This is a genomic window from Variovorax sp. Soil_C_12 (genome assembly GCF_057657375.1).
On the sequence record NZ_JBDGIO010000005.1, the window covers coordinates 286,458 to 304,179 of the forward strand.

A 17,722-nucleotide genomic window follows, 5' to 3' on the forward strand; every position below is an offset into this window, starting at 1 on the left:
ATAAGAACTACCTGTAACTTAAAGGAGTCAACCGTGAAACTTGCTGCATTAGTCCTTGCGTTTTGCGCCTTCACGGCGAACGCTCAAACGGAGTTCATGAATCAGTTGCAAAACCAACTGCAGTATCAAGAACAGCTCAACCGTCAATACGAGAGCCATCAACGCTTCATCCAACAACAGCGCGACCAACTCAATCAATGCACGAACTGCGGCGGCAATGGAGGCAACGTCTCTGGCTGGTACGTTCCAAACTACGAGCCTCAAGCGTCTTCGAGTGCTGCGCTCTTGGGCATGATGATTGGCAACGCCATTGCAGATCGTGAGCGTCGTGAGAATCAGTGCATGGATGCGGTGGTAGCACGTGTGCCTGGGGCACCGAAGGACATCATGGATTGTCTGAAATAGCAGAAGACGTGTAAGCGTCTCATTCTTCAGTGGACTTGGGCTCTTCGGAGCCCTTTTTGTTGTCCGGAATCTAGCGCATTGGGGCGTTTTTGCGGAAAAAGCACGCTTCTCCATAAATATTCCTGTACGGCATTCGTACAGAAACTATGGAGAAACCAATGCTCACCCTAACTACTACCCCAATCACCCGCAAGTATCTCATCGATCAGTTCTACAAGATCGAGTTGAACCTTGAGTGCGCCTACAGCAAGCGCCGCCGCTCTTTCGATCCTCAATCCCTCAAAGCCGTAATGAGTGAGATTGCGCAACTTCTTAATGAGCGCAAGTACCTTATCGAAATGGCGTTGACCGCTGGATATGACGCAAGCTTTCTGATCGGTCAAGCACGCCACACGCTGCATAGCCCATCTTCGGAGCAAAAGAATGCCCGCGAATCCTACCCCTAAGAATCGCGGGCACCTTTTCGGAGAAACCATGCATCTACCACAATGCATCAGTTCGAGCTTGTATGGCAACTTGCTCGATGTATTTATTGCGACAGCACTTCAACAATAAAAAGGGAGACCAACCATGACCACGTACACAATCTACACCCTCACCAACCAGCAGACCGGCAAGATCTACGTTGGGCGAACAAAGAACCCACATACTAGGTTCGTCAATCACAAGCACGCAATGCGGAAGGGAATTCACCACAATCCTGGCGTGCAAGCTGATTACGACGCAGGCGACCGCTTCGATTTCGAGTTCATTGATTGGGTGGATGGCGTCGAAGAGTCTAAGACAGTCGAACGTAGATGGGTGAACGCATTTCCTAATGTCTACAACCTTCTTAGCAGAGACGACGCCAGACATTGCGTATTTTCTGCTGCGTACAGCGCAAAGATTTCGGCTGCACTGAGCAAACCATGCACGCTTGATGGCAAGACTATCTACCCTTCTGTTAACGCCTTCAAGAAAGCTTATGGGCCTTCCGCTCGCCGTCACCCTCAATTTCGCTTCGTCAATTAAATATTTCCTGACTCACGTTTGGAACTATTTTTTGGACCCACAACCTCAAATCGATCAAGTTTACGCATTGGCCGTCGGCCCTGACGATGCGCCAATCTACTTCTACTGCGGTGTCGCGCTCGATCCAGAAGCGCGTTGGAAGCAGCATCGAAGGGCTATCGAGAACGGGGAAGATGTGAAGCGAGCGTATGAGTGGGTTAGGTATCACAAGCAGAGAAGCACCCTGCGCATGGACATTTTGGACCCAGAGGGTGCGCGCAGCGAGACTTGGTGGAAGAACTTCCTACTCAAGGAAGGCCACCCACTACAAAACGTCGGGGGAACGGTATCCAAGAAGCGCAAGCCGCGCGTGTGGACTCCGGTTCACGAGGCGTTCAAGCTGGTGAACAACAAGCGCCAGCCAGGAGAGCTAGACGCCCTCCTTCGTGAAATGCGGGCTAAAAGATCAGCTCTCTGACTGCCAGAAAAACTTAGTGCCTGGATAGTTCTGCGACAGATACACCACCGCATCTGGGTTAAACCAGTTTTCATTCATGTCTCGACCTTCAACGACATATCCTATGATGCCTTCAGGCACAGCCTCACGAGGGATGTACAGTTGTTTTGGGGAGTAGTGTTCGTCAAGTTCTAGGACGACACCTTTGTCATCTACAGATTTGATGCGGTAGGTGCCTAGAACGCGGCCTTTGAAATCAGTCTTGTGGAAAGCTGGATAGGCCGAAACCTTCTCAATTGTCTTCATGTGAATACCTTTACGTCTCATACCCGGGAGGTCGAATGCCTCCCGTAGCGGACGAAGGTATTTACTCAAATAGAGTTCTTGTACGCCTTCTCAACGTCATCAGCCATGCGACCCATGTAGGTGAGCGTTTGGGTTGGAGTGCTGTGATTTAGGATGACCATCAGCGTCGTGAGCGAGGTCTCGAATTGGTCGTGCTGAATCCGGACAAAGGATTTGCGCGTGGTGTGCGATGCGAATTGGCCTTCCAAACCAACTGCAAGACACCAGCTTTTCACCATGCGTCCCCATTGGGCTGTCGTTAGGGCTCCACGTTGGCCGCTGTAGATGTACTCGCTCTCACACTTGACTCGCCAATCACGCAACGCCTGGGATGCTTCCTCATTGAGCGGAATCCTGCGGGGCTTCTTGGTCTTTCCCTCAAGCACTCGAAGCGTGATCGTGACGCCATCGTCGTGAGCGTCCATCCACGTGAGCCTTACCAGATCGCCAGCTCGAAGAGCGGAATTGACCGCCACGACGAAGAGCGCGTAATTCCGGGTGTGATGCTTGATGTGCGCTTTTACTTGAGCGATTGCGTCAAGCGTTTTGATCGGGTCTACCGTGGTGGTTTTTCCCTTGTGCTTTGGAGTGTGGCCGGGTTGGAACATCGGATTCAGCTCATCAAGTTTCGATAACTTGATTATTCCTGCCAGACCCCGGAAGTACACAGCGGGTGTGTAACGCTCCGGGTTCACCTGAGCAGTGAGGCGATTCGGATGCACGGGAACGCAAAACGCTTTGGGAAAGCGCTGGAATTCCACGCGCATTTGTCGCTGCGTACCTCCAGAATGCACGCAGTAAGTTTGAAACGGGAGTTGTGATAGTACATATTGGCCCTCATGGAAAACACCTCTGAACACCTCCCACCCTCGAAAGTGTAAAAGTCGCCAATTAGCCGCCCGAAATCCCTGCCGAGGATACTATTTCTTTACTGGATATCCATCCAGTAGTTCAAAAACCTCAATAGGAGTATTCCAAATGGCTACCAACGCACAAACCACCCCCAAGGCCCCCAAGAAGCCGGCGAAGCCCCCGGTTCCTGCATTCACCCGGATCAGCGAAGCGCTCAAGCAAGCAGCTTTGAAGAACAAGGTGACGAAGGACGAGCTGACCCAACTCGCCAAGCTCTCCGAGGCTCTGCAAGCCTTCATCACCACGCCCACTCCGGCTCCCGCTCCTGCCCCCGAACCGGCTGCGCAGTGATCGTCCAAGCATCGTTCTTCTGGAAGAACGATCAGCCGGATGGTTTGGGCTTGACGCTCAGGCCTCCGGCCTTTTCGCCAGAAGAGCTCACGGAGATGTTCACCGGAGACACGGTGAAGCAGTACATGCGTGACAGCGATGCGTGCCTCGGGACGAGCCTCGTCGCCACGTACCTCGCGCAGCTCGGCGCTCTGGCCGCAGCGGCCAAGGTCGCTCCACTGCCCTTGGGTCAAGCGATCCTTGCGTGCTACAACATCATGTGGCTCGCGGATCGCGGCTTCATTCCGAACGACGAGTTCAACGGAGTGATGTTCGTCTACGCCCGCTGATGGTCCCAAAGAGAAGCCCTCGCTAGGAGGGCTTTTTCATGCTCAGAAGAAGGTGAGTTGTCTCCTTCGCACGTGGTTCTCTCGATGCTCGCCAATCGGCGGGTGGTCTGCCTGCTTGAACTTCTCTAATTCACCGGGATTCCGGTAGATCAAGAGAGCAAAGAACAGCGTCTTAAGCAGGTCAGGGTCCATCGGCAGCTTTCTGAAGCCGTCTTTTGGGTTGACCACCGGATGGCGCAAGAAGAAGTTCAGCATGTTGGCGTCATCGTGGGTGATGACGCCTTGCTCCAAAGCCTTCTTGATGTTGCTCGATAGTGCAACGCGCTTGCCCTCGGCCCCCATCATCGCACTAGCCCACCATTACTGGCTTTATGGCGCATTCGCAGTATTCGACGCCGCGCTGGCCCGTCGCCACTTGCCCCAAGCGGAGTTGGATTAGCCAATACGAACCTTCTGTACTCTTCGGGATTCCGATATTCCTTGATCGCGTACAACAAGCGAGAGCATTGCTGTGGGCTCAATCGAAGCGGGCTCGCGTTGCCCCTAGCTGCCCCAAGCGGCAGTTTTACGGCCTCAAGAAAATAGTGCAGCATCTTGGCATCGTCAGCAAGGATGTCACCGCGTTCCAGCCCCTGCTGTATGGCACGACTCACAACGTATCTTGTCTGCTCGGGGCTAACGTCTTTGCTACTGCCTGCCATACTCACATTCCATTCCTCGAACTGTTCAGGTGAGGTGCCGAAGCTCATGATGGCTCCCTCCTGACGCCCGCGAGCCGATCCACGAGTGCAGCAAGCATCTTCTTTACCTCGTCAGGAAGCGCAACCGTCTCCGCAGTCCAGTCAATTGCGTGAAGGGCTTTGTGCAACTGAGGTTCATCGCCGACTGTGATGAAGCAATCGATACGCCCGCCATGTTCACGATGCACGCAGAGCTTGGGGACAAAATGCACCGGCTCGTAGTCAGCGCTGTGTCTGCGGATGGTGAGCAAGCAGAGCTGCCCGTTCCAAGTAAAGCTGAAATCACTCGCAGTGAAGCTTGCCTCACGCTCGAAATCGTCCATCACGCCACCTCCGCTGCCATGAAGGCCAAGCGCTCTTCGATCATCTTCACGAAGGGACGAGGCAACTGCAGCGTGTGGAGGTTCGCCATGAACTCACCGCGGAACTGCGAGTAGACGTAGTCCATCCATCCATCGTCACCGTGCTCCTGCACGTAGGCGTCCACGTCGAGCTTCTTGCCGTCGAGTTCAAGACCAGCAGTGACAAAGTAGCCCGAGGCACGGTCGTAGTCGTGCGTGATGATGAGGCACGCATCCCTGCCGTCGTACTTGAACTGGATGCGGTTCTCGAAGGTAGGAAAGTGGACATCCTTGCTGTGGATGACGAGGCCCTTGCCGCCGTTGATCTTCGTGGCGGTGCGTGGCTTACCGATTCTGCGATTCATTGCGGCACCTCCGACATAGGCAGCGTGTTCAGATCAACGGGGTCGAAGACCCCAGCCATGACCACGCCCCGTGTTGACTGCGTCGCCGATTTCATGACCTCGCCCCTGTTCGCCATGGCAATCGCCAGCTCACTCTTTGGCTTGAGCCAGTACTTGTCGCCGAAAAACACTTTGAGGTAGTGCAAAGTGCCGTCCTCACCGTAGACCAGTTCGACGCTGCACTCAGCGAGGCTGGCCCCGCGCGCAGCAGCCATCTCTCGCACCTCTTCCTTGATCGCCTGCGATTCAGCAGGGGTCAACTCTTTATGAGCCATTCGATTTCTCCAATTGCCTAGCGAAATTGCTATGGCGCAAGTTTGGAAAAATCAGCGACTATTGTCGTTCAGCGTTAGGTGAGAAGCGTTGAAGGCTGATATTCAGCGTTTGCCGTTCTTGTTGCCCGGCTGGAAGCCCTGTGCCGGTCGCCGGTAGGTTCGCTCACGCTCGGTGCCCGAGAGGAACGTGACGCGGTAGTATTCAGAACCACCACCCCCGGGCTTGTGATGGAACTCGATCTTCTTGACCGCGTTCCTCAGCCCAACTTGAAGAGTGCGGCGAAGGGTCTTGTACTCTTCGCCGCTTTTTTCTGTCTGCTGCAGCTCAAGGTATCGCTTGTAGGTGCCAAGCAGATCACGAAGAACTTGGGTGGTCTTCGGAATGGGGACAGCGTTTCGTAGCTTGCTTCGCAGCTCATCCCGCTCAGCCTCTGCCTTCGCCAATCGACCTGCCAAGATTTCGGACTTGTCCATGGTCAGCATGTAGTCGAGCAGCTTTTCAATGTCCCTTTCCTTCGCCTCAAGGGCAGCTCGAATGGCAACGCTTGGATCGATGGCGACCTCATCTTGTAGTTTGAACAGCGCTCGATGCTGCGCAATGATTAGGTGCGCAAGGATGTCATGCTCAAAGGCGTGGTACGCCACGCGACTGGCATTGCATCCCTTGTTGCTGTAAGCACGTTCGCAGTGAATGTAGAGGCCGTTGGCGTGCTGCGAAACGGACTTCATGCGTGCTCCACAGATGCCACAGTAGGACCGTCCAGCGAAAATGTTCCCGATGTTGCCCTCACCTCTCACGCCTGGAGCGAAGTTCCGCTTTTGAAGAAGCGATCCAACAGCATCGAAGATTTCACGCTCGATGATGGCCGGGTAGTAGCCTTCCATCGTTCCTGCCTTGGGTGTTTCCAAGGTGCCAATCACCGCCTTGTTCTTGAGGACGTGGGCAACGACACCAGCAGACCAACCCTCTGCATCACCGAACGTTGGCACCTTCTCATCGTTCAATCGTCGGGCGATTGTTGGGCTGCCCATGCCTTCATCGTGGGCCATCTTGAAGATGCGCTTCACCACCTCAGCTCGTTGCTTATTGATGATCCACGTTGTCATGTCCTCGGTGGACAACCAGGCGGGAGCCATGCGGGTGAAGATCTTTTTCTTTTCGCGGGCCTTGGTCCAACCCTTGGTGACCAAATCTGCTTTGCGCTTCGACTCTTCGCGTGCCCGAATCATCTCAAGCACGGAAATGATCATCTTGTGGGCACCATCAGCACCGTCTATCGTCTCCTTGGAGAAGACGTGCTTGTCCCGCATGGTGACGACGATGATTCCTCGATTGACGAGGTTGAGCAGGAGGGCTTGGGCTTCGCTGACAACGTTGCGTGACATGCGGTCGAAGTTCTCGACAAGCAAGTACGACCCCTTAGGTATTCGCCCTGCTTCCACCGCAGCGATGAACAAGCCAAGCTTGCCCTCTATCGCGTTCTTGCCACGGTACGCGCTGACGCCGAGGTCTCGATACGTGGTGTCATCGAGTTGAAGGCCGTGTTCGTTTGCGTAATCTTGAGCTTCCTTGAGCTGACGCTCTACGGAGCTGCCTGCGGCTTGTTTTTCACTGGAAAAACGCACATAGGCAAAGGCCAGAGGTTTGGGTCTCATCTGACCATAATATCAAGCTTCCAATAGATCAACCTCGCCCTCGACGCCGCCTGGCGCTTCGACGGCATGCCCGAGGACTACTACCGCGACTGGCTGCGCGTGGCCGACGAGGAGGCCCTGCACTTCACCCTGCTGCACGCGCACCTGCGCGGCATGGGCTGGCGCTACGGCGATTTCACGGGCCACGACGGCCTGTGGACCATGTGCGAGAAGACCCGGCACGACGTGCTGGCGCGCATGGCGCTGGTGCCGCGCACGCTGGAAGCGCGCGGGCTGGATGCAACCCCGTTGATCCAGGCCAAGCTGCGCCGCGTGAACACGCCGGATGCGATCAGGGCCTGCGAGATCCTGGACATCATCCTGCGCGACGAGATCGGCCATGTGGCGATCGGCAACCGCTGGTACCGCTGGCTTTGCGAGCGCGAGGGGCTGGACCCGATCGCGCACTACCGCGTGCTTTACCGCCGCCACGAAGCGCCGCGCCTGCGGGCCCCCTTCAACCTCGAGGCCCGGGCGCGCGCAGGCTTCACCCCGGAGGAACTGGACGCGCTCGCCTCCCCGACAGCTACGCCTTCTTCGCAGCAGGACGCCTAGACACGACGAGCCTGGTGGTAAGCCGCTGCAGCACCTCCCCATGCTGGTTGCGCGTCTCGCTGCGCACCACCACCATTCCCCGCTCGGGGCGCGAACGCGAGGGCGTCACTTCGAGCACCTCGCTTTCCACGTACAGCACATCGCCCGGCCGGGTCGGGCGCGGCCATTGGATCTCGCCGCCCGAGCCGATCACGCCATCGGCGAGCGGCAGGCCGCTTTGCACCAGCAGGCGCATGGTGATCGAGGCGGTGTGCCAGCCGCTGGCGGCCAGGCCCTGGAAGAAGGTGCCTTTGGCGGCCTCCTCGTCCAGGTGGAAAGGCTGGGGATCGAAGCGCTGCGCGAACTCGATGATCTGCGCCGCATCCAGCGCATGCTCCCCGCTCGTGAAGCGGTCGCCGGGGGATAGATCTTCCAGGTACAGCGTACCGGCCATGGTGCTCTCCTTGTCGTGGGATGCCGATGTTGGCACGCGCGGCCTTCTTCAGACGCGCTCGAGCACGGTGGCAATGCCCTGCCCCCCGCCGATGCACTGCGTGGACAGCGCATAGCGCCCGTTCTCGCGCACCAGCAGCGAGGCCGCCTTGCCCGTGATGCGCGCGCCGGTCGCACCCAGCGGATGGCCGATGGCAAGACCGCCGCCATCGATATTGACGGTCGCCGGGTTCAAACCCAGTTCGCGGATGCAGGCCAGCGCCTGCGAAGAGAAGGCCTCGTTGATCTCCACCACGTCGAGGTCGGCCACCGTCAGCCCGGCGCGCGCCAGCGCCTTGCGCGTGGCGGGTATCGGGCCGATGCCCATCACCGCCGGGTCCACGCCGACCGTGGCGAAGGACCGGATGCGCGCAAGCGCCTGCAAGCCGTGCTTTGCAGCGAAGGCATCGCTCGTGACCAGCACCGCGGCGGCGCCATCGGTCAGCGGCGAGGAGGTGCCCGCCGTCACCACGCCGTCGGGCCGGAAGGCCGGCTTCAGGCCTGCCAACGCTTCGGTCGAGGTGCTCGGGCGAATGCAGCCGTCCGCGCTGATCAGCTCACCCGAGGCGGCGTGGATCGGCACGATCTCGTCCGCCAGCCGCCCCGCCTCGCGCGCGGCCGCGGCCTTGCGGTGCGACTGCACCGCCAGTTCCTCCTGGTCGGCGCGGCTCACGTGCCAGCGCTCGGCCACGTTCTCGGCGGTTTCGCCCATCGACAGATAGGTGGCCGTGTTCGCCTTGAGCTCCGGGTTGGGCGAGAAGTTGAAGCCGCCCTGCGGCACCATGGTCATCGATTCGACGCCCACGCACAGGAAGGCCTCGCCCATGCCGGCCTCGATCTGTGCCGCCGCGATGTGCACGGCCTGCATCGAGGAGCCGCAGAAGCGGTTCACCGTCATACCGCCCACCTCGTGCGGCAGGCCGGCCAGCAGACCGACGATGCGTGCCAGGTTGTTGCCCTGGGCCGCCTCGGGGTAGGCGCAGCCGAGGATCACGTCTTCCAGCAACGCGGGGTCGAGGTCGGTGCGCTGCAGCAGGCCCTTGACCACTTCGGCGGCCAGCGTGTCCGGCCGCACCTCGGCCAGGGCGCCTTTCTTGGCGAAATGGAAGGGGGAACGGGCGTACCCGGCAATCACGGCTTTCATGGGTTTTTTCCTTGAGAATTGCAAGATTTACTACCAACCAATAGGTAGGGTTATAGGTCAGAAAAAAGGCACCTGGAGGTGCCGGGACAAAGGATCAGCTGGCGAGCGAGCGCTTCAGCTGTGCGATGCTTTCGTCGAAGTCGTCCACGCGGCCGGTCATGCGCGCCGCCAGCAGCGCGCCCTGGCAGACCGCGAACACATAGGCGGCGAGTTCGCCGACCGGCGTGGCCGACTTGCGCTCAGGCAGCAGCGCCCCCAGCACGCCCGTCAGCCACAGCACCTGCGTGCTGCGCACCTCGCGCACCGCCTGCCGCAGATCGTCGTTGATGACGTCCCAGCCCGGCGCCAGCGCCCCCGCGGGACAGACGCTGAACCCGGCGCGCAGGCCGTCCCGGTACATGCGGAAGTAGGCGTCGAGCGCGGCCTGCGGCGTGCGCACCTTGGCGCCGGTCCAGTTCTTGAAGGCCTGGGTCGCATCCTGCAGCACGGCGATGCCGAGCGCTTCCTTGGTCGGGAAGTGGTGGTACAGGCTCGGCTTGCGGATGCCGACCTTGTCGGCCACGTCCTGGAAGCTGAAGCCCAGATAGGAGCGCGTCTGGATGAGCTCGCGCGCCACGCTCAGGATCTGCTCGCGGGTGGTGGCGCCGGCAGCTTCGACGGAAGTGGAATTCATCTACCTACTATAAGGTAGTCAGTGTCGCCTGGCAAGCCCTCCCGCACAAGCCCTCCCGCACATGGGGCCCGCCCTGCTTCAGTCACCCTTGATGCCCGCCGCCTTCACGATGCGCGCGTTGCTCTCGTACTCTTCGGCGATCTCGTCGGCAAAGGCCTCCGCCCCGCCGCCGGCGGGCACGTTGTCGGTGGCCACCAGACGGGCGCGCAGCTCGGGACTGTCCAGTGCCTTGTTGATCTCGGCGTTGTACTTGGCGATCAGGATGGCGGACGTGCGGGCGGGCGCGAACACGCCGAACACGGAGCTGAGGTTGGCGGCCGGAAAGCCCAGCTCGGCCAGCGTCGGCACCTTCGGCAGGCTCTGCAGCCGGTCCGGCGCACCCACCGCGAGCGGGCGCAGCTTGCCCGAGCGGATATGCGGCGCCACCGCCGGCCCGGCGTTGATCGACAGGATCTCGAACTGCGCGCCCAGCGCATCGTTCATCTGCTGCGCGCCGCCCCTGTAAGGCACATGGGTGATGTCCACGCGGGCCGCGCTGCGCAACTGCTCCAGCAGGATGTGGCCCAGCGAGGCCTGGCCCGAAGTGGCCCAGCGCACCGCGCCCGGCCGGGCGCGCGCGTCCTCCATCAGCGTGCGGAAATCGCGCGTGCCGGTGGCCTCCGTGGCCAGCAGCAGCACGGGCGAGTACATGACGCTCGCCACCGGCGCGATGTCCTTCAGCGGGTCGAAGGGCGACTTGCCGAGGTGCGGGTTCAGCACCAGCGGGCTGATAGCCGCAAAGCCCAGCGTCGCGCCGTCGGGCGCGGCCTTGGCGACCGCGTCCATGCCGATGGTGCCGCTGGCGCCCGCCTTGTTCTCGACCACCACCGTGCTGCCCAGCTGGGCGGCCAGCCTTTCGGCCAGCGCACGCGCCACCACGTCGCTGACGCCGCCGGCCGGATAGGCCACGACCATGCGAATGGTTTTCGGGACAGCCTGCGCATGCACGGCCGCGACGGCGAGGCTGCAGGCCAGGCCCAGCAGCCAGCCACGGACGCGAGGGGAAAGCTTCCGGGTCATCGCTTCGTTCCTTGTCGGCTTGATGCCTTCACACGTGCGCACTTCATCCGCGCGGATGGTGCTGCGCATGCAATTGTTTCAGGCGCTCGCGCGCGACGTGCGTGTAGATCGTGGTGGTCGAGATGTCCGCATGGCCAAGCAACAGCTGCACCGCGCGCAGGTCGGCGCCGTGGTTGAGCAGGTGCGTGGCGAAAGCGTGGCGCAGCGTGTGCGGCGACAGCGGCACATGGATGTCCGCCGCCTGCGCGTGTTTCTTGACGATGATCCAGAACATCACGCGCGTCATCCCCGCGCCGCGCGCGGTGACGAAGAGGTCGGCCGTCTGCTGGCCGTCGAGGATGGCCGGCCGCGACTCGTGCATGTAGCGCTCGATCCAGCGCCGCGCCTCGCCGCCGAAGGGGACCAACCGCTCCTTGCTGCCCTTGCCCAGCACGCGCAGCACGCCGTCGTTGAGGCTCAGCTCGAAGACCTTGAGCGCCACCAGCTCGCTCACGCGCAGCCCGCTCGCGTACATCAGCTCGAGCATCGCGCGGTCGCGCAGGCCCAGCGGCGTGTCGACGTCGGGCGCGGCCAGCAAGTCGTCCACCTGCTTCTCCGACAGGGTTTTGATCGCACGCGGCGCCTGCCTCGCGGGCACCAGCCGGAGGCTGGGATCGGCACCGATGCGCCGCTCGCGCACGGCCCAGCGGAAATAGCGCTTGAACACCGTCAACCGCCGGTTGGCCGAGGTCGCCTTGCCGCGGGCCGTGAGCCGCGCGCCCATGTAGGCCTGCAGATCGCTTTCGCGCGCTGCATCCAGCGCCCGGCCTCCCTGGGCACGGAGCCAGTGCGCGAACAGTGCCAGATCGCGCCGGTAGGCCGCCAGCGTGTTCTTCGACAGGCCGTCCTCGAGCCAGAGCGCATCGATGAAGTCATCGATCTCGGGCGTGGCGAGGGGCGTGTCGACGGTGGCCGCAGTCATGGGACGGCAAGATAGCAAAAAAACAAAAACCGCCCGGATCGCGGGCGGCTTTCTGGGGGAAGCGCCGGGTGCTTCAGTTGTCCAGCGTGAGCTTCTGCTTGACCACCACCTGCTTGTACACCGCGAACTCGGCCTTGATCTGCTCGGCGAACTGCTCGGGCGTGTTGGCCACGATCAACGAGCCGGTGTCCTCGATGCGCTTGCGCACCGCCGGGTCCTCGACCGATTTCTTCACGCCGGCGTTGATCTTGTCGACCACCTCCTTCGGCAACCCCTTGGGCCCGAGGATGCCGTAGTAGGCCATGCGGTTGACGGGCTCCAGGCCCACTTCCTTGAAGGTCGGCACGTTGGGCAGGTCCTTCAGGCGCTGCGGCGCCGCCACCACGATCGGCACCAGCTTGCCGGCCTTGATGAAGGGCATCGCCGAGGGGATGTTGTCGAAAATGATCGGCACCTGCCCGGCCACCGTGTCGTTCAGCGCGGGGCCGGCGCCGCGGTAGGGGATGTGGGTCACGAAGGCGGTGGTCAGGCTCTTGTAGAGCTCCATCAGCAGATGGCCGATGCCGCCGGTGCCCGAGGAGGCGTAGGAGTACTTGCCCGGGTTCTTCTTGATCTCGGCCAAGAACTCCGCATAGTTCTTGGCCGGGAAGTTCGGGTGCACCGCGATGATGTTCGGCGTGGCCGCGATGTTGATGATGGGCGTGAAGTCGTTGATCGGGTCGTAGGGCGTCTTCGGGTTGATGGCCGGGTTGGCGGCCGTGCTCGACACCGTCGCCACGCCGAGCCTGTAGCCGTCCGGCGTGGCGCGCGCGGTCTCGGCCGCGCCCACGATGCCGCCGCCGCCCGCCTTGTTGATCACCACCACGCTCTGGCCCAGGTGCTTGCCCAGCGGCTCGGCGATCACGCGGGCCACGATGTCGGTGGTGCCTCCCGGTGCGAAAGGCACCTGCAGCTCGATGGGCTTATTGGGATAACCCTGCGACCAGGCGGGACCGGCGACCAGCGCCAGCGCGGCGGCGCCGGCGAGTGCGTTCCATTGACGACGTTGCATGAAGAAGGCTCCTGGAGATCGAAAATTCGAAAGCTGGGATGCTAACGGCTTCGCACACGCCCCAGTTCGTGGATAACCCATGGAAAGACGACGTTTATCCTCGGACGGGTGAACTATGCCCAGCTGCTCTTCCCCGACTTCTCCCTCATCGCCTGCGGCTGGCTGTTGTGCCGCTACACCGCGCTGAACCGCCGGGTCTGGGACCAGGTCGAGAGCCTGGTCTATTACTTTCTCTTCCCGGTGCTGCTTTTTCATTCGATCGTGCGCAGCCCGCTCGACTTCGGCGCCACCTCGCACCTGCTGACCGCCGGCGTCGGCGTCGGCCTCTCCGGTATCGCACTGGCCTACGCCTTGCCCTTCCTGCCGTGGCTGCGCACGCACATCGACCGCAGCGACCACGCGGCCAGCGCACAGATCGCGTTTCGCTTCAACTCCTTCATCTGCCTGGCGCTGGCCGATCGCATGGCGGGACCAGCCGGCCTGCTGATGATCGCGGTGTTGATCGGCGTGTGCGTGCCGCTCTTCAACATCGCCGCGGTCTGGCCGATGACGCGCCACGCGCAGACCGGCTTCGCGCGCCAGCTGCTGCGCAATCCGCTGATCATCGCCACGCTCAGCGGACTGGTGGCCAACCTGCTGGGCTTCACCGTGCCGGACTGGCTGACCCCCACCCTCACGCGCATCGGCGCCGCCTCGCTCGCGCTGGGCCTGATGGCTGCGGGCGCCGGCATGCAGTTCGCGACGCTGGCGCGCGGCAAGACGCTGGCCGTCTCGGTCCTGGCGATCCGGCACCTGGTGCTGCCGCTGATCGCCTGGGGCCTGGCGCTGGGGCTGAAGCTCGATGCGGCGCAGGCGGCGGTGCTGATGACCTTCTCCGCCGTGCCCACCGCTTCCAGCGCCTACGTACTGGCTGCGCGCATGGGCTACAACGGCGCCTATGTCGCGGGCCTGGTGACGCTGTCCACGCTGCTGGGCGTCGCGAGCCTTCCTTTTGCCCTTTCGCTGGGCCGCTAGGACTACCATCTCGCCGATGCGCTCCCTGCTGGTTCTCGCTGCGGCATCGCTTGCGCCAGCGTTGCACGCCCAGGAGTACACCCGCTACCAGGGCGAGTGGCAGGGCCCGTTCCTGCTCTACGTGACGCAGCAGGACACCGGCGCGCAGGGCCCGCCGGCGGTCTTCGACGGCAGCCTGCAGATCGCCAACGACGGCAGCGTGCGCGGCCAGCTCCCCGACGCGGCCTGCACCCTGAGCGGCTCCAGCACCGACTTCGTCTCTTCCGCCAATGCCTCGCTCGAGCTCGACATGAGCGGCTGCAAGGACGCGCGCTTCAACGGCCATTTCGCCGGCAAGCTGATCAACAACCCGGCCCTCAAGTACGCCTCGCTGCGGCTGAGCTCGATGCGCTCGCTCGATGCCGCCACCGCGCAGGTTTCGGCCATCCTGCGGCGCTGAGCGCTATGCGCCCTCGCCGAGGGCCCATTCGACATGCTCGCGCACCAGCGCACTGGGATGGCCGCGCCGCGTGGCCAGCGCGTCGCGCGCCTGCTCTTGCCCGGCGCGCAGCGCATTGCCCAGCGCCACCGCGATGTTGCGCAGCCAGCGCTCGTGGCCGATGCGGCGGATCGGGCTGCCTTCGGTGAAGCGCAGGAACTCCGCCTCGCTCCATGCGAACAGCTCGCCGAGCTGGTGCCCGGTCAGCCCCTCGCGCGCATCGAAATCGGGCAGCGCACTCTTCTTCGCGAACTTGTTCCAGGGGCAGATCAGCTGGCAGTCGTCGCAGCCGTAGATGCGGTTGCCGATCAGCGGCCGCAGCTCGAGCGGGATCGGCCCGGCATGCTCGATCGTCAGGTAGGAGATGCAGCGTCGCGCATCGAGCCGGTGCGGCGCGACGATGGCGCGCGTGGGACAGACCTCGATGCAGGCGCTGCAGCTGCCGCAATGCGCGCTGACCGGTGCGCTGGCCGGCAGCGCCATATCGACGTAGATCTCGCCCAGGAAGAACATCGATCCCGCCTCGCGGTCCAGCACCAGCGTGTGCTTGCCGCGCCAGCCCTGGCCGCTGCGCGAGGCGAGCTCGGCCTCGAGCACCGGCGCCGAGTCGGTGAAGACGCGATGGCCGAAGGCCCCGACCTCCTCGCCGATGCGATCGGCCAGCTTCTGCAGGCGCGCGCGCATCACCTTGTGGTAGTCGCGGCCGCGGGCATAGAGCGAAACGATGGCCTCCCCTGGACGCCGCAGCCGGTCGAACTCGATCGCCTGCCAATCCTCGGGGGTGCCGCGCGGCAGGTAGTCCATGCGCGCGGTGATCACCGACACCGTGCCCGGCACCAGCTCGGCCGGCCGCGCCCGCCGCGTGCCGTGCGCGGCCATGTAGTGCATCTCGCCGTGAAAGCCCTGCGCGAGCCACTGCGCGAGGCCCGCCTCCGCGCTCGACAGATCGACACCCGCAATCCCGATTTGGGAGAATCCAAGCTCCCGGGCCCAGGCCTGAATCCGACTCACGAGTTGATGGCTTCCGATCACCTGCCGATTGTAGAAACGCGAACCCTGGTGCAACGCTGGCTGAGCGAGGACGACTGCGATGCGCTCGCGGTCAAGCTCGCGTCATCGCAAGCGCTGGGCGATGCGTTCATCGCATTGCATGGAGACCTCGGCGCCGGCAAGACCACCTTCGTTCGCCACCTGTTGCGGGCGCTGGGGATCGGCTCGCGCATCAAGAGCCCGACCTACGCGGTGGTCGAGCCGCACGAGGCACCCGGCGGGCTCGCCATCTTCCACTTCGACTTCTATCGCTTCAGCGATCCGCACGAATGGGACGACGCCGGCTTCCGCGACATCTTCGCGGGCCCCGGCCTCAAGCTTGCGGAGTGGCCCGACAATGCTGCAGGGCGCATTCCGCTTGCCGACCTTGCTATTAAAATCGAAGCAATGACCGACGATACCCGCACCGTGACACTGCAGGCGAACACCGCGCTCGGCAGCCGCTTGCTCGAGGCCGCTGCATGAACCCGAAAGGACTGCATCGACGGGCGCTGCTGCTGCAAGGCGGCAGCCTCGCCCTGCTGCTCGGGGTGCACGAGATCGCACGCGGCGCCACCATCGTGGCGGTGCGCGTGTGGCCGGCGAACGAATACACGCGCGTCACCATCGAATCCGATGGCCGGCTCAATTCGCAGCAGTTGGTGGTCGGCAACCCGCCGCGGCTGGCGGTCGACATCGACGGCATCGAGCTCAACCCGGCGCTGCGCGAGCTGGTCGGCAAGATCAAGCCCGGGGATCCCTTCATCAACGGCCTGCGCGTCGGCCAGTTCGCCCCCGGCGTGGTGCGCATCGTGTTCGACCTCAAGCAAACGGTCGCGCCGCAGGTCTTCTCGCTCGCGCCGGTGGCGGCCTACCAGCACCGGCTGGTGCTGGACCTCTACCCGCAGCAGGCCATCGACCCGATGGAAGCGCTGATCGCCGAGCGCCTGCGCGATGCGCCCAAGGCGCAGGGGCGCGACAGCACCGTCGCCGGCATCGCGCCGCACAATGCGGGCGCGGCCGGCGACGTGCCCGCGCCGCTGCGTCCGGCGCCGCCAGCCGTGGACCCGCTGGGCGAGCTGATGGCGCAGCAGTCGATGCGCCCCGCCCCCTCGCCCGGCAGCGGCGCGGCCGCGCCTGCCCCGGCGCTGGTCGCACCCGCACCGCTGCCGCCGCTCGTGGGCACGGCGCCGGTCATGCCCGCCACGCCACCGTCGGCGACGGCACGCAACGGCAACGGCGGCACCGCCACCGCGAGCCGCACCGACCGCATCATCATCGTCGCCCTCGATCCCGGCCATGGCGGCGAGGACCCCGGCGCCATCGGCCCCAACGGCACGCGCGAGAAAGACATCGTGCTGCAGATCGCGCACCGCCTGCGCGACCGCATCAACGCCAGCAGCGTCAACGGCAACCCGATGCGCGCCTTCCTCACGCGCGACGCCGACTTCTTCGTCCCCCTGGGCACGCGCGTGCAGAAGGCGCGCCGGGTGCAGGCCGACCTGTTCGTGAGCATCCATGCCGACGCCTTCACCACGCCCGAGGCGCGCGGCGCCAGCGTGTTCGCCCTGAGCCAGACGGGTGCCTCCAGCAGCGCCGCGCGCTGGCTCGCCAACAAGGAGAACCAGGCCGACAAGGTGGGCGGCGTGAACGTCGGCTCGCACGAGGCGCAGGTGCAGCGCGCCCTGCTCGACATGAGCACCACGGCGCAGATCAACGACAGCCTCAAGCTCGGCGGCGCCATGCTGGGCGAGATCCGCGGCATCGGCGCGCGGCTGCACAAGCCGCGGGTCGAGCAGGCCGGCTTCGCGGTGCTCAAGGCGCCCGACATTCCCAGCGTGCTGGTGGAAACCGCCTTCATCAGCAACCCGGAAGAAGAGGCCAAGCTGCGCAGCGTGGCCTACCAGGAAGACCTGGCCGATGCGCTGATGCGCGGCATCCACCGCTACTTCGCGCAGAACCCGCCGCTGGCACGCAGCCGCGAGCTGTAAGCGATACGGCGCCGTGGCTCGACGACATCGCCGGCTTCATCGGCCATTGCGCGACGCGCGGCGAAGTCCTGCATTCTTCGTCATCATCCAGCGTTAGTCTCGCGAGGAGATA

General features: G+C 63.0%; 25 protein-coding genes and 1 pseudogene. 11 read left to right on the forward strand and 15 right to left on the reverse strand.

Annotated features, from left to right (window positions below):
* The first annotated feature begins 33 nt into the window (after nt 1-33).
* The 4 genes from AC3A6X_RS16100 to AC3A6X_RS16115 all read left to right on the forward strand — a co-directional run bounded on the left by AC3A6X_RS16100 (nt 34) and on the right by AC3A6X_RS16115 (nt 1,873).
* Nucleotides 34-405, forward strand: a complete 372-nt coding sequence (locus AC3A6X_RS16100; protein ID WP_487843130.1) for a hypothetical protein — start codon at nt 34-36, stop codon at nt 403-405.
* Nucleotides 406-563: 158 nt separating this feature from the next.
* Nucleotides 564-851 (forward strand): hypothetical protein, encoded by a 288-nt coding sequence (locus tag AC3A6X_RS16105; protein ID WP_487843131.1) that lies wholly within the window; start codon nt 564-566, stop codon nt 849-851.
* Nucleotides 852-975: 124 nt separating this feature from the next.
* Nucleotides 976-1,416 (forward strand): GIY-YIG nuclease family protein, encoded by a 441-nt coding sequence (locus tag AC3A6X_RS16110; protein ID WP_487843132.1) that lies wholly within the window; start codon nt 976-978, stop codon nt 1,414-1,416.
* Entirely contained in the window at nt 1,370-1,873 is a 504-nt protein-coding gene (locus tag AC3A6X_RS16115) for a GIY-YIG nuclease family protein (protein WP_487843133.1), read from the forward strand. Before AC3A6X_RS16110 ends, AC3A6X_RS16115 begins: the two co-directional genes overlap by 47 nt.
* Here AC3A6X_RS16115 and AC3A6X_RS16120 read toward each other — a convergent pair.
* Together AC3A6X_RS16120 and AC3A6X_RS16125 are read right to left on the reverse strand one after the other, a co-directional pair.
* Nucleotides 1,862-2,158 (reverse strand): hypothetical protein, encoded by a 297-nt coding sequence (locus tag AC3A6X_RS16120; RefSeq protein ID WP_487843134.1) that lies wholly within the window; start codon nt 2,156-2,158, stop codon nt 1,862-1,864. The genes AC3A6X_RS16115 and AC3A6X_RS16120 overlap by 12 nt on opposite strands.
* 65 nt (nt 2,159-2,223) lie before the next feature.
* On the reverse strand, nt 2,224-2,964 hold the full coding sequence (locus AC3A6X_RS16125) for a tyrosine-type recombinase/integrase (protein WP_487843135.1): 741 nt from the start codon (nt 2,962-2,964) through the stop codon (nt 2,224-2,226).
* Nucleotides 2,965-3,175: 211 nt separating this feature from the next.
* On the opposite strand from AC3A6X_RS16125, the gene AC3A6X_RS16130 reads away from it, so the two are divergent.
* Nucleotides 3,176-3,400 carry a hypothetical protein gene (locus AC3A6X_RS16130; protein ID WP_487843136.1) on the forward strand — a complete coding sequence of 75 codons (225 nt, stop codon included), beginning with the start codon at nt 3,176-3,178 and terminating at the stop codon, nt 3,398-3,400.
* Nucleotides 3,397-3,729, forward strand: coding sequence for a hypothetical protein (locus AC3A6X_RS16135; protein ID WP_487843137.1), 333 nt, complete (start codon nt 3,397-3,399; stop codon nt 3,727-3,729). Before AC3A6X_RS16130 ends, AC3A6X_RS16135 begins: the two co-directional genes overlap by 4 nt.
* A gap of 42 nt (nt 3,730-3,771) precedes the next feature.
* Here the strand turns inward: AC3A6X_RS16135 and AC3A6X_RS16140 are convergent, their stop codons facing one another.
* The 6 genes from AC3A6X_RS16140 to AC3A6X_RS16165 form a co-directional block, all read right to left on the reverse strand.
* The gene (locus AC3A6X_RS16140; protein ID WP_487843138.1) at nt 3,772-4,074 is read right to left on the reverse strand and encodes a hypothetical protein; all 303 of its coding nucleotides are present in this window, start codon (nt 4,072-4,074) and stop codon (nt 3,772-3,774) included.
* Nucleotides 4,071-4,478 carry a hypothetical protein gene (locus tag AC3A6X_RS16145; RefSeq protein WP_487843139.1) on the reverse strand — a complete coding sequence of 136 codons (408 nt, stop codon included), beginning with the start codon at nt 4,476-4,478 and terminating at the stop codon, nt 4,071-4,073. The genes AC3A6X_RS16140 and AC3A6X_RS16145 overlap by 4 nt, the downstream gene beginning before the upstream one ends.
* The gene (locus AC3A6X_RS16150; protein WP_487843140.1) at nt 4,475-4,792 is read right to left on the reverse strand and encodes a hypothetical protein; all 318 of its coding nucleotides are present in this window, start codon (nt 4,790-4,792) and stop codon (nt 4,475-4,477) included. Before AC3A6X_RS16150 ends, AC3A6X_RS16145 begins: the two co-directional genes overlap by 4 nt.
* The gene (locus AC3A6X_RS16155; protein WP_487843141.1) at nt 4,792-5,175 is read right to left on the reverse strand and encodes a hypothetical protein; all 384 of its coding nucleotides are present in this window, start codon (nt 5,173-5,175) and stop codon (nt 4,792-4,794) included. The genes AC3A6X_RS16150 and AC3A6X_RS16155 overlap by 1 nt, the downstream gene beginning before the upstream one ends.
* Nucleotides 5,172-5,489, reverse strand: coding sequence for a hypothetical protein (locus AC3A6X_RS16160; protein WP_487843142.1), 318 nt, complete (start codon nt 5,487-5,489; stop codon nt 5,172-5,174). Before AC3A6X_RS16160 ends, AC3A6X_RS16155 begins: the two co-directional genes overlap by 4 nt.
* A gap of 102 nt (nt 5,490-5,591) precedes the next feature.
* Nucleotides 5,592-7,145 carry a recombinase family protein gene (locus AC3A6X_RS16165; protein WP_487843143.1) on the reverse strand — a complete coding sequence of 518 codons (1,554 nt, stop codon included), beginning with the start codon at nt 7,143-7,145 and terminating at the stop codon, nt 5,592-5,594.
* 27 nt (nt 7,146-7,172) lie between these two features.
* On the opposite strand from AC3A6X_RS16165, the pseudogene AC3A6X_RS16170 reads away from it, so the two are divergent.
* Nucleotides 7,173-7,739 (forward strand): annotated as a pseudogene (locus AC3A6X_RS16170) (ferritin-like domain-containing protein); the annotation flags it as partial.
* Here AC3A6X_RS16170 and AC3A6X_RS16175 read toward each other — a convergent pair.
* The 6 genes from AC3A6X_RS16175 to AC3A6X_RS16200 form a co-directional block, all read right to left on the reverse strand.
* The gene (locus AC3A6X_RS16175) at nt 7,711-8,172 is read right to left on the reverse strand and encodes a MaoC family dehydratase (RefSeq protein ID WP_487843144.1); all 462 of its coding nucleotides are present in this window, start codon (nt 8,170-8,172) and stop codon (nt 7,711-7,713) included. The pseudogene AC3A6X_RS16170 and the gene AC3A6X_RS16175 sit on opposite strands and share 29 nt — an antisense overlap.
* 48 nt (nt 8,173-8,220) lie before the next feature.
* The gene (locus tag AC3A6X_RS16180) at nt 8,221-9,354 is read right to left on the reverse strand and encodes a thiolase family protein (protein ID WP_487843145.1); all 1,134 of its coding nucleotides are present in this window, start codon (nt 9,352-9,354) and stop codon (nt 8,221-8,223) included.
* Between the two features lie 94 nt (nt 9,355-9,448).
* Nucleotides 9,449-10,027: a TetR/AcrR family transcriptional regulator gene (locus AC3A6X_RS16185; protein WP_487843146.1), complete on the reverse strand. Its 579-nt coding sequence runs from the start codon at nt 10,025-10,027 to the stop codon at nt 9,449-9,451.
* Nucleotides 10,028-10,105: 78 nt separating this feature from the next.
* Nucleotides 10,106-11,086, reverse strand: coding sequence for a Bug family tripartite tricarboxylate transporter substrate binding protein (locus AC3A6X_RS16190; protein WP_487843147.1), 981 nt, complete (start codon nt 11,084-11,086; stop codon nt 10,106-10,108).
* Nucleotides 11,087-11,129: 43 nt separating this feature from the next.
* Nucleotides 11,130-12,047: a site-specific tyrosine recombinase XerD gene (gene xerD, locus AC3A6X_RS16195; protein WP_487843148.1), complete on the reverse strand. Its 918-nt coding sequence runs from the start codon at nt 12,045-12,047 to the stop codon at nt 11,130-11,132.
* A 73-nt stretch (nt 12,048-12,120) separates the two neighbouring features.
* Entirely contained in the window at nt 12,121-13,098 is a 978-nt protein-coding gene (locus tag AC3A6X_RS16200; RefSeq protein WP_487843149.1) for a tripartite tricarboxylate transporter substrate binding protein BugE, read from the reverse strand.
* Between the two features lie 108 nt (nt 13,099-13,206).
* On the opposite strand from AC3A6X_RS16200, the gene AC3A6X_RS16205 reads away from it, so the two are divergent.
* Together AC3A6X_RS16205 and AC3A6X_RS16210 are read left to right on the forward strand one after the other, a co-directional pair.
* Nucleotides 13,207-14,112, forward strand: a complete 906-nt coding sequence (locus AC3A6X_RS16205; protein WP_309964415.1) for an AEC family transporter — start codon at nt 13,207-13,209, stop codon at nt 14,110-14,112.
* 16 nt (nt 14,113-14,128) lie between these two features.
* The gene (locus AC3A6X_RS16210) at nt 14,129-14,551 is read left to right on the forward strand and encodes a hypothetical protein (protein ID WP_487843150.1); all 423 of its coding nucleotides are present in this window, start codon (nt 14,129-14,131) and stop codon (nt 14,549-14,551) included.
* A 3-nt stretch (nt 14,552-14,554) separates the two neighbouring features.
* Here the strand turns inward: AC3A6X_RS16210 and queG are convergent, their stop codons facing one another.
* Nucleotides 14,555-15,622, reverse strand: coding sequence for a tRNA epoxyqueuosine(34) reductase QueG (gene queG / locus AC3A6X_RS16215; protein WP_487843151.1), 1,068 nt, complete (start codon nt 15,620-15,622; stop codon nt 14,555-14,557).
* Here queG and tsaE point away from each other — a divergent pair.
* Complete coding sequence (gene tsaE, locus AC3A6X_RS16220) at nt 15,608-16,105, forward strand: tRNA (adenosine(37)-N6)-threonylcarbamoyltransferase complex ATPase subunit type 1 TsaE (RefSeq protein WP_487843152.1); 498 nt, start codon at nt 15,608-15,610, stop codon at nt 16,103-16,105. The genes queG and tsaE overlap by 15 nt on opposite strands.
* Nucleotides 16,102-17,610, forward strand: a complete 1,509-nt coding sequence (locus AC3A6X_RS16225; RefSeq protein ID WP_487843153.1) for an N-acetylmuramoyl-L-alanine amidase — start codon at nt 16,102-16,104, stop codon at nt 17,608-17,610. The genes tsaE and AC3A6X_RS16225 overlap by 4 nt, the downstream gene beginning before the upstream one ends.
* The last annotated feature ends 112 nt before the right edge of the window (nt 17,611-17,722 follow it).

What these genes read in the sequence shown, in the direction of transcription:
- AC3A6X_RS16105 (WP_487843131.1), top strand. Translation starts at nt 564, where the DNA reads ATGCTCACCCTAACTACTACCCCAATCACCCGCAAGTATCTCATCGAT.
- AC3A6X_RS16110 (WP_487843132.1), top strand. Translation starts at nt 976, where the DNA reads ATGACCACGTACACAATCTACACCCTCACCAACCAGCAGACCGGCAAG.
- AC3A6X_RS16115 (WP_487843133.1), top strand. Translation starts at nt 1,370, where the DNA reads ATGGGCCTTCCGCTCGCCGTCACCCTCAATTTCGCTTCGTCAATTAAA.
- AC3A6X_RS16120 (WP_487843134.1), bottom strand. Translation starts at nt 2,158, where the DNA reads ATGAAGACAATTGAGAAGGTTTCGGCCTATCCAGCTTTCCACAAGACT.
- AC3A6X_RS16125 (WP_487843135.1), bottom strand. Translation starts at nt 2,964, where the DNA reads ATGCGCGTGGAATTCCAGCGCTTTCCCAAAGCGTTTTGCGTTCCCGTG.
- AC3A6X_RS16130 (WP_487843136.1), top strand. Translation starts at nt 3,176, where the DNA reads ATGGCTACCAACGCACAAACCACCCCCAAGGCCCCCAAGAAGCCGGCG.
- AC3A6X_RS16140 (WP_487843138.1), bottom strand. Translation starts at nt 4,074, where the DNA reads ATGATGGGGGCCGAGGGCAAGCGCGTTGCACTATCGAGCAACATCAAG.
- AC3A6X_RS16145 (WP_487843139.1), bottom strand. Translation starts at nt 4,478, where the DNA reads ATGAGCTTCGGCACCTCACCTGAACAGTTCGAGGAATGGAATGTGAGT.
- AC3A6X_RS16150 (WP_487843140.1), bottom strand. Translation starts at nt 4,792, where the DNA reads ATGGACGATTTCGAGCGTGAGGCAAGCTTCACTGCGAGTGATTTCAGC.
- AC3A6X_RS16155 (WP_487843141.1), bottom strand. Translation starts at nt 5,175, where the DNA reads ATGAATCGCAGAATCGGTAAGCCACGCACCGCCACGAAGATCAACGGC.
- AC3A6X_RS16160 (WP_487843142.1), bottom strand. Translation starts at nt 5,489, where the DNA reads ATGGCTCATAAAGAGTTGACCCCTGCTGAATCGCAGGCGATCAAGGAA.
- AC3A6X_RS16165 (WP_487843143.1), bottom strand. Translation starts at nt 7,145, where the DNA reads ATGAGACCCAAACCTCTGGCCTTTGCCTATGTGCGTTTTTCCAGTGAA.
- AC3A6X_RS16175 (WP_487843144.1), bottom strand. Translation starts at nt 8,172, where the DNA reads ATGGCCGGTACGCTGTACCTGGAAGATCTATCCCCCGGCGACCGCTTC.
- AC3A6X_RS16180 (WP_487843145.1), bottom strand. Translation starts at nt 9,354, where the DNA reads ATGAAAGCCGTGATTGCCGGGTACGCCCGTTCCCCCTTCCATTTCGCC.
- AC3A6X_RS16185 (WP_487843146.1), bottom strand. Translation starts at nt 10,027, where the DNA reads ATGAATTCCACTTCCGTCGAAGCTGCCGGCGCCACCACCCGCGAGCAG.
- AC3A6X_RS16190 (WP_487843147.1), bottom strand. Translation starts at nt 11,086, where the DNA reads ATGACCCGGAAGCTTTCCCCTCGCGTCCGTGGCTGGCTGCTGGGCCTG.
- xerD (WP_487843148.1), bottom strand. Translation starts at nt 12,047, where the DNA reads ATGACTGCGGCCACCGTCGACACGCCCCTCGCCACGCCCGAGATCGAT.
- AC3A6X_RS16200 (WP_487843149.1), bottom strand. Translation starts at nt 13,098, where the DNA reads ATGCAACGTCGTCAATGGAACGCACTCGCCGGCGCCGCCGCGCTGGCG.
- AC3A6X_RS16210 (WP_487843150.1), top strand. Translation starts at nt 14,129, where the DNA reads ATGCGCTCCCTGCTGGTTCTCGCTGCGGCATCGCTTGCGCCAGCGTTG.
- tsaE (WP_487843152.1), top strand. Translation starts at nt 15,608, where the DNA reads ATGGCTTCCGATCACCTGCCGATTGTAGAAACGCGAACCCTGGTGCAA.
- AC3A6X_RS16225 (WP_487843153.1), top strand. Translation starts at nt 16,102, where the DNA reads ATGAACCCGAAAGGACTGCATCGACGGGCGCTGCTGCTGCAAGGCGGC.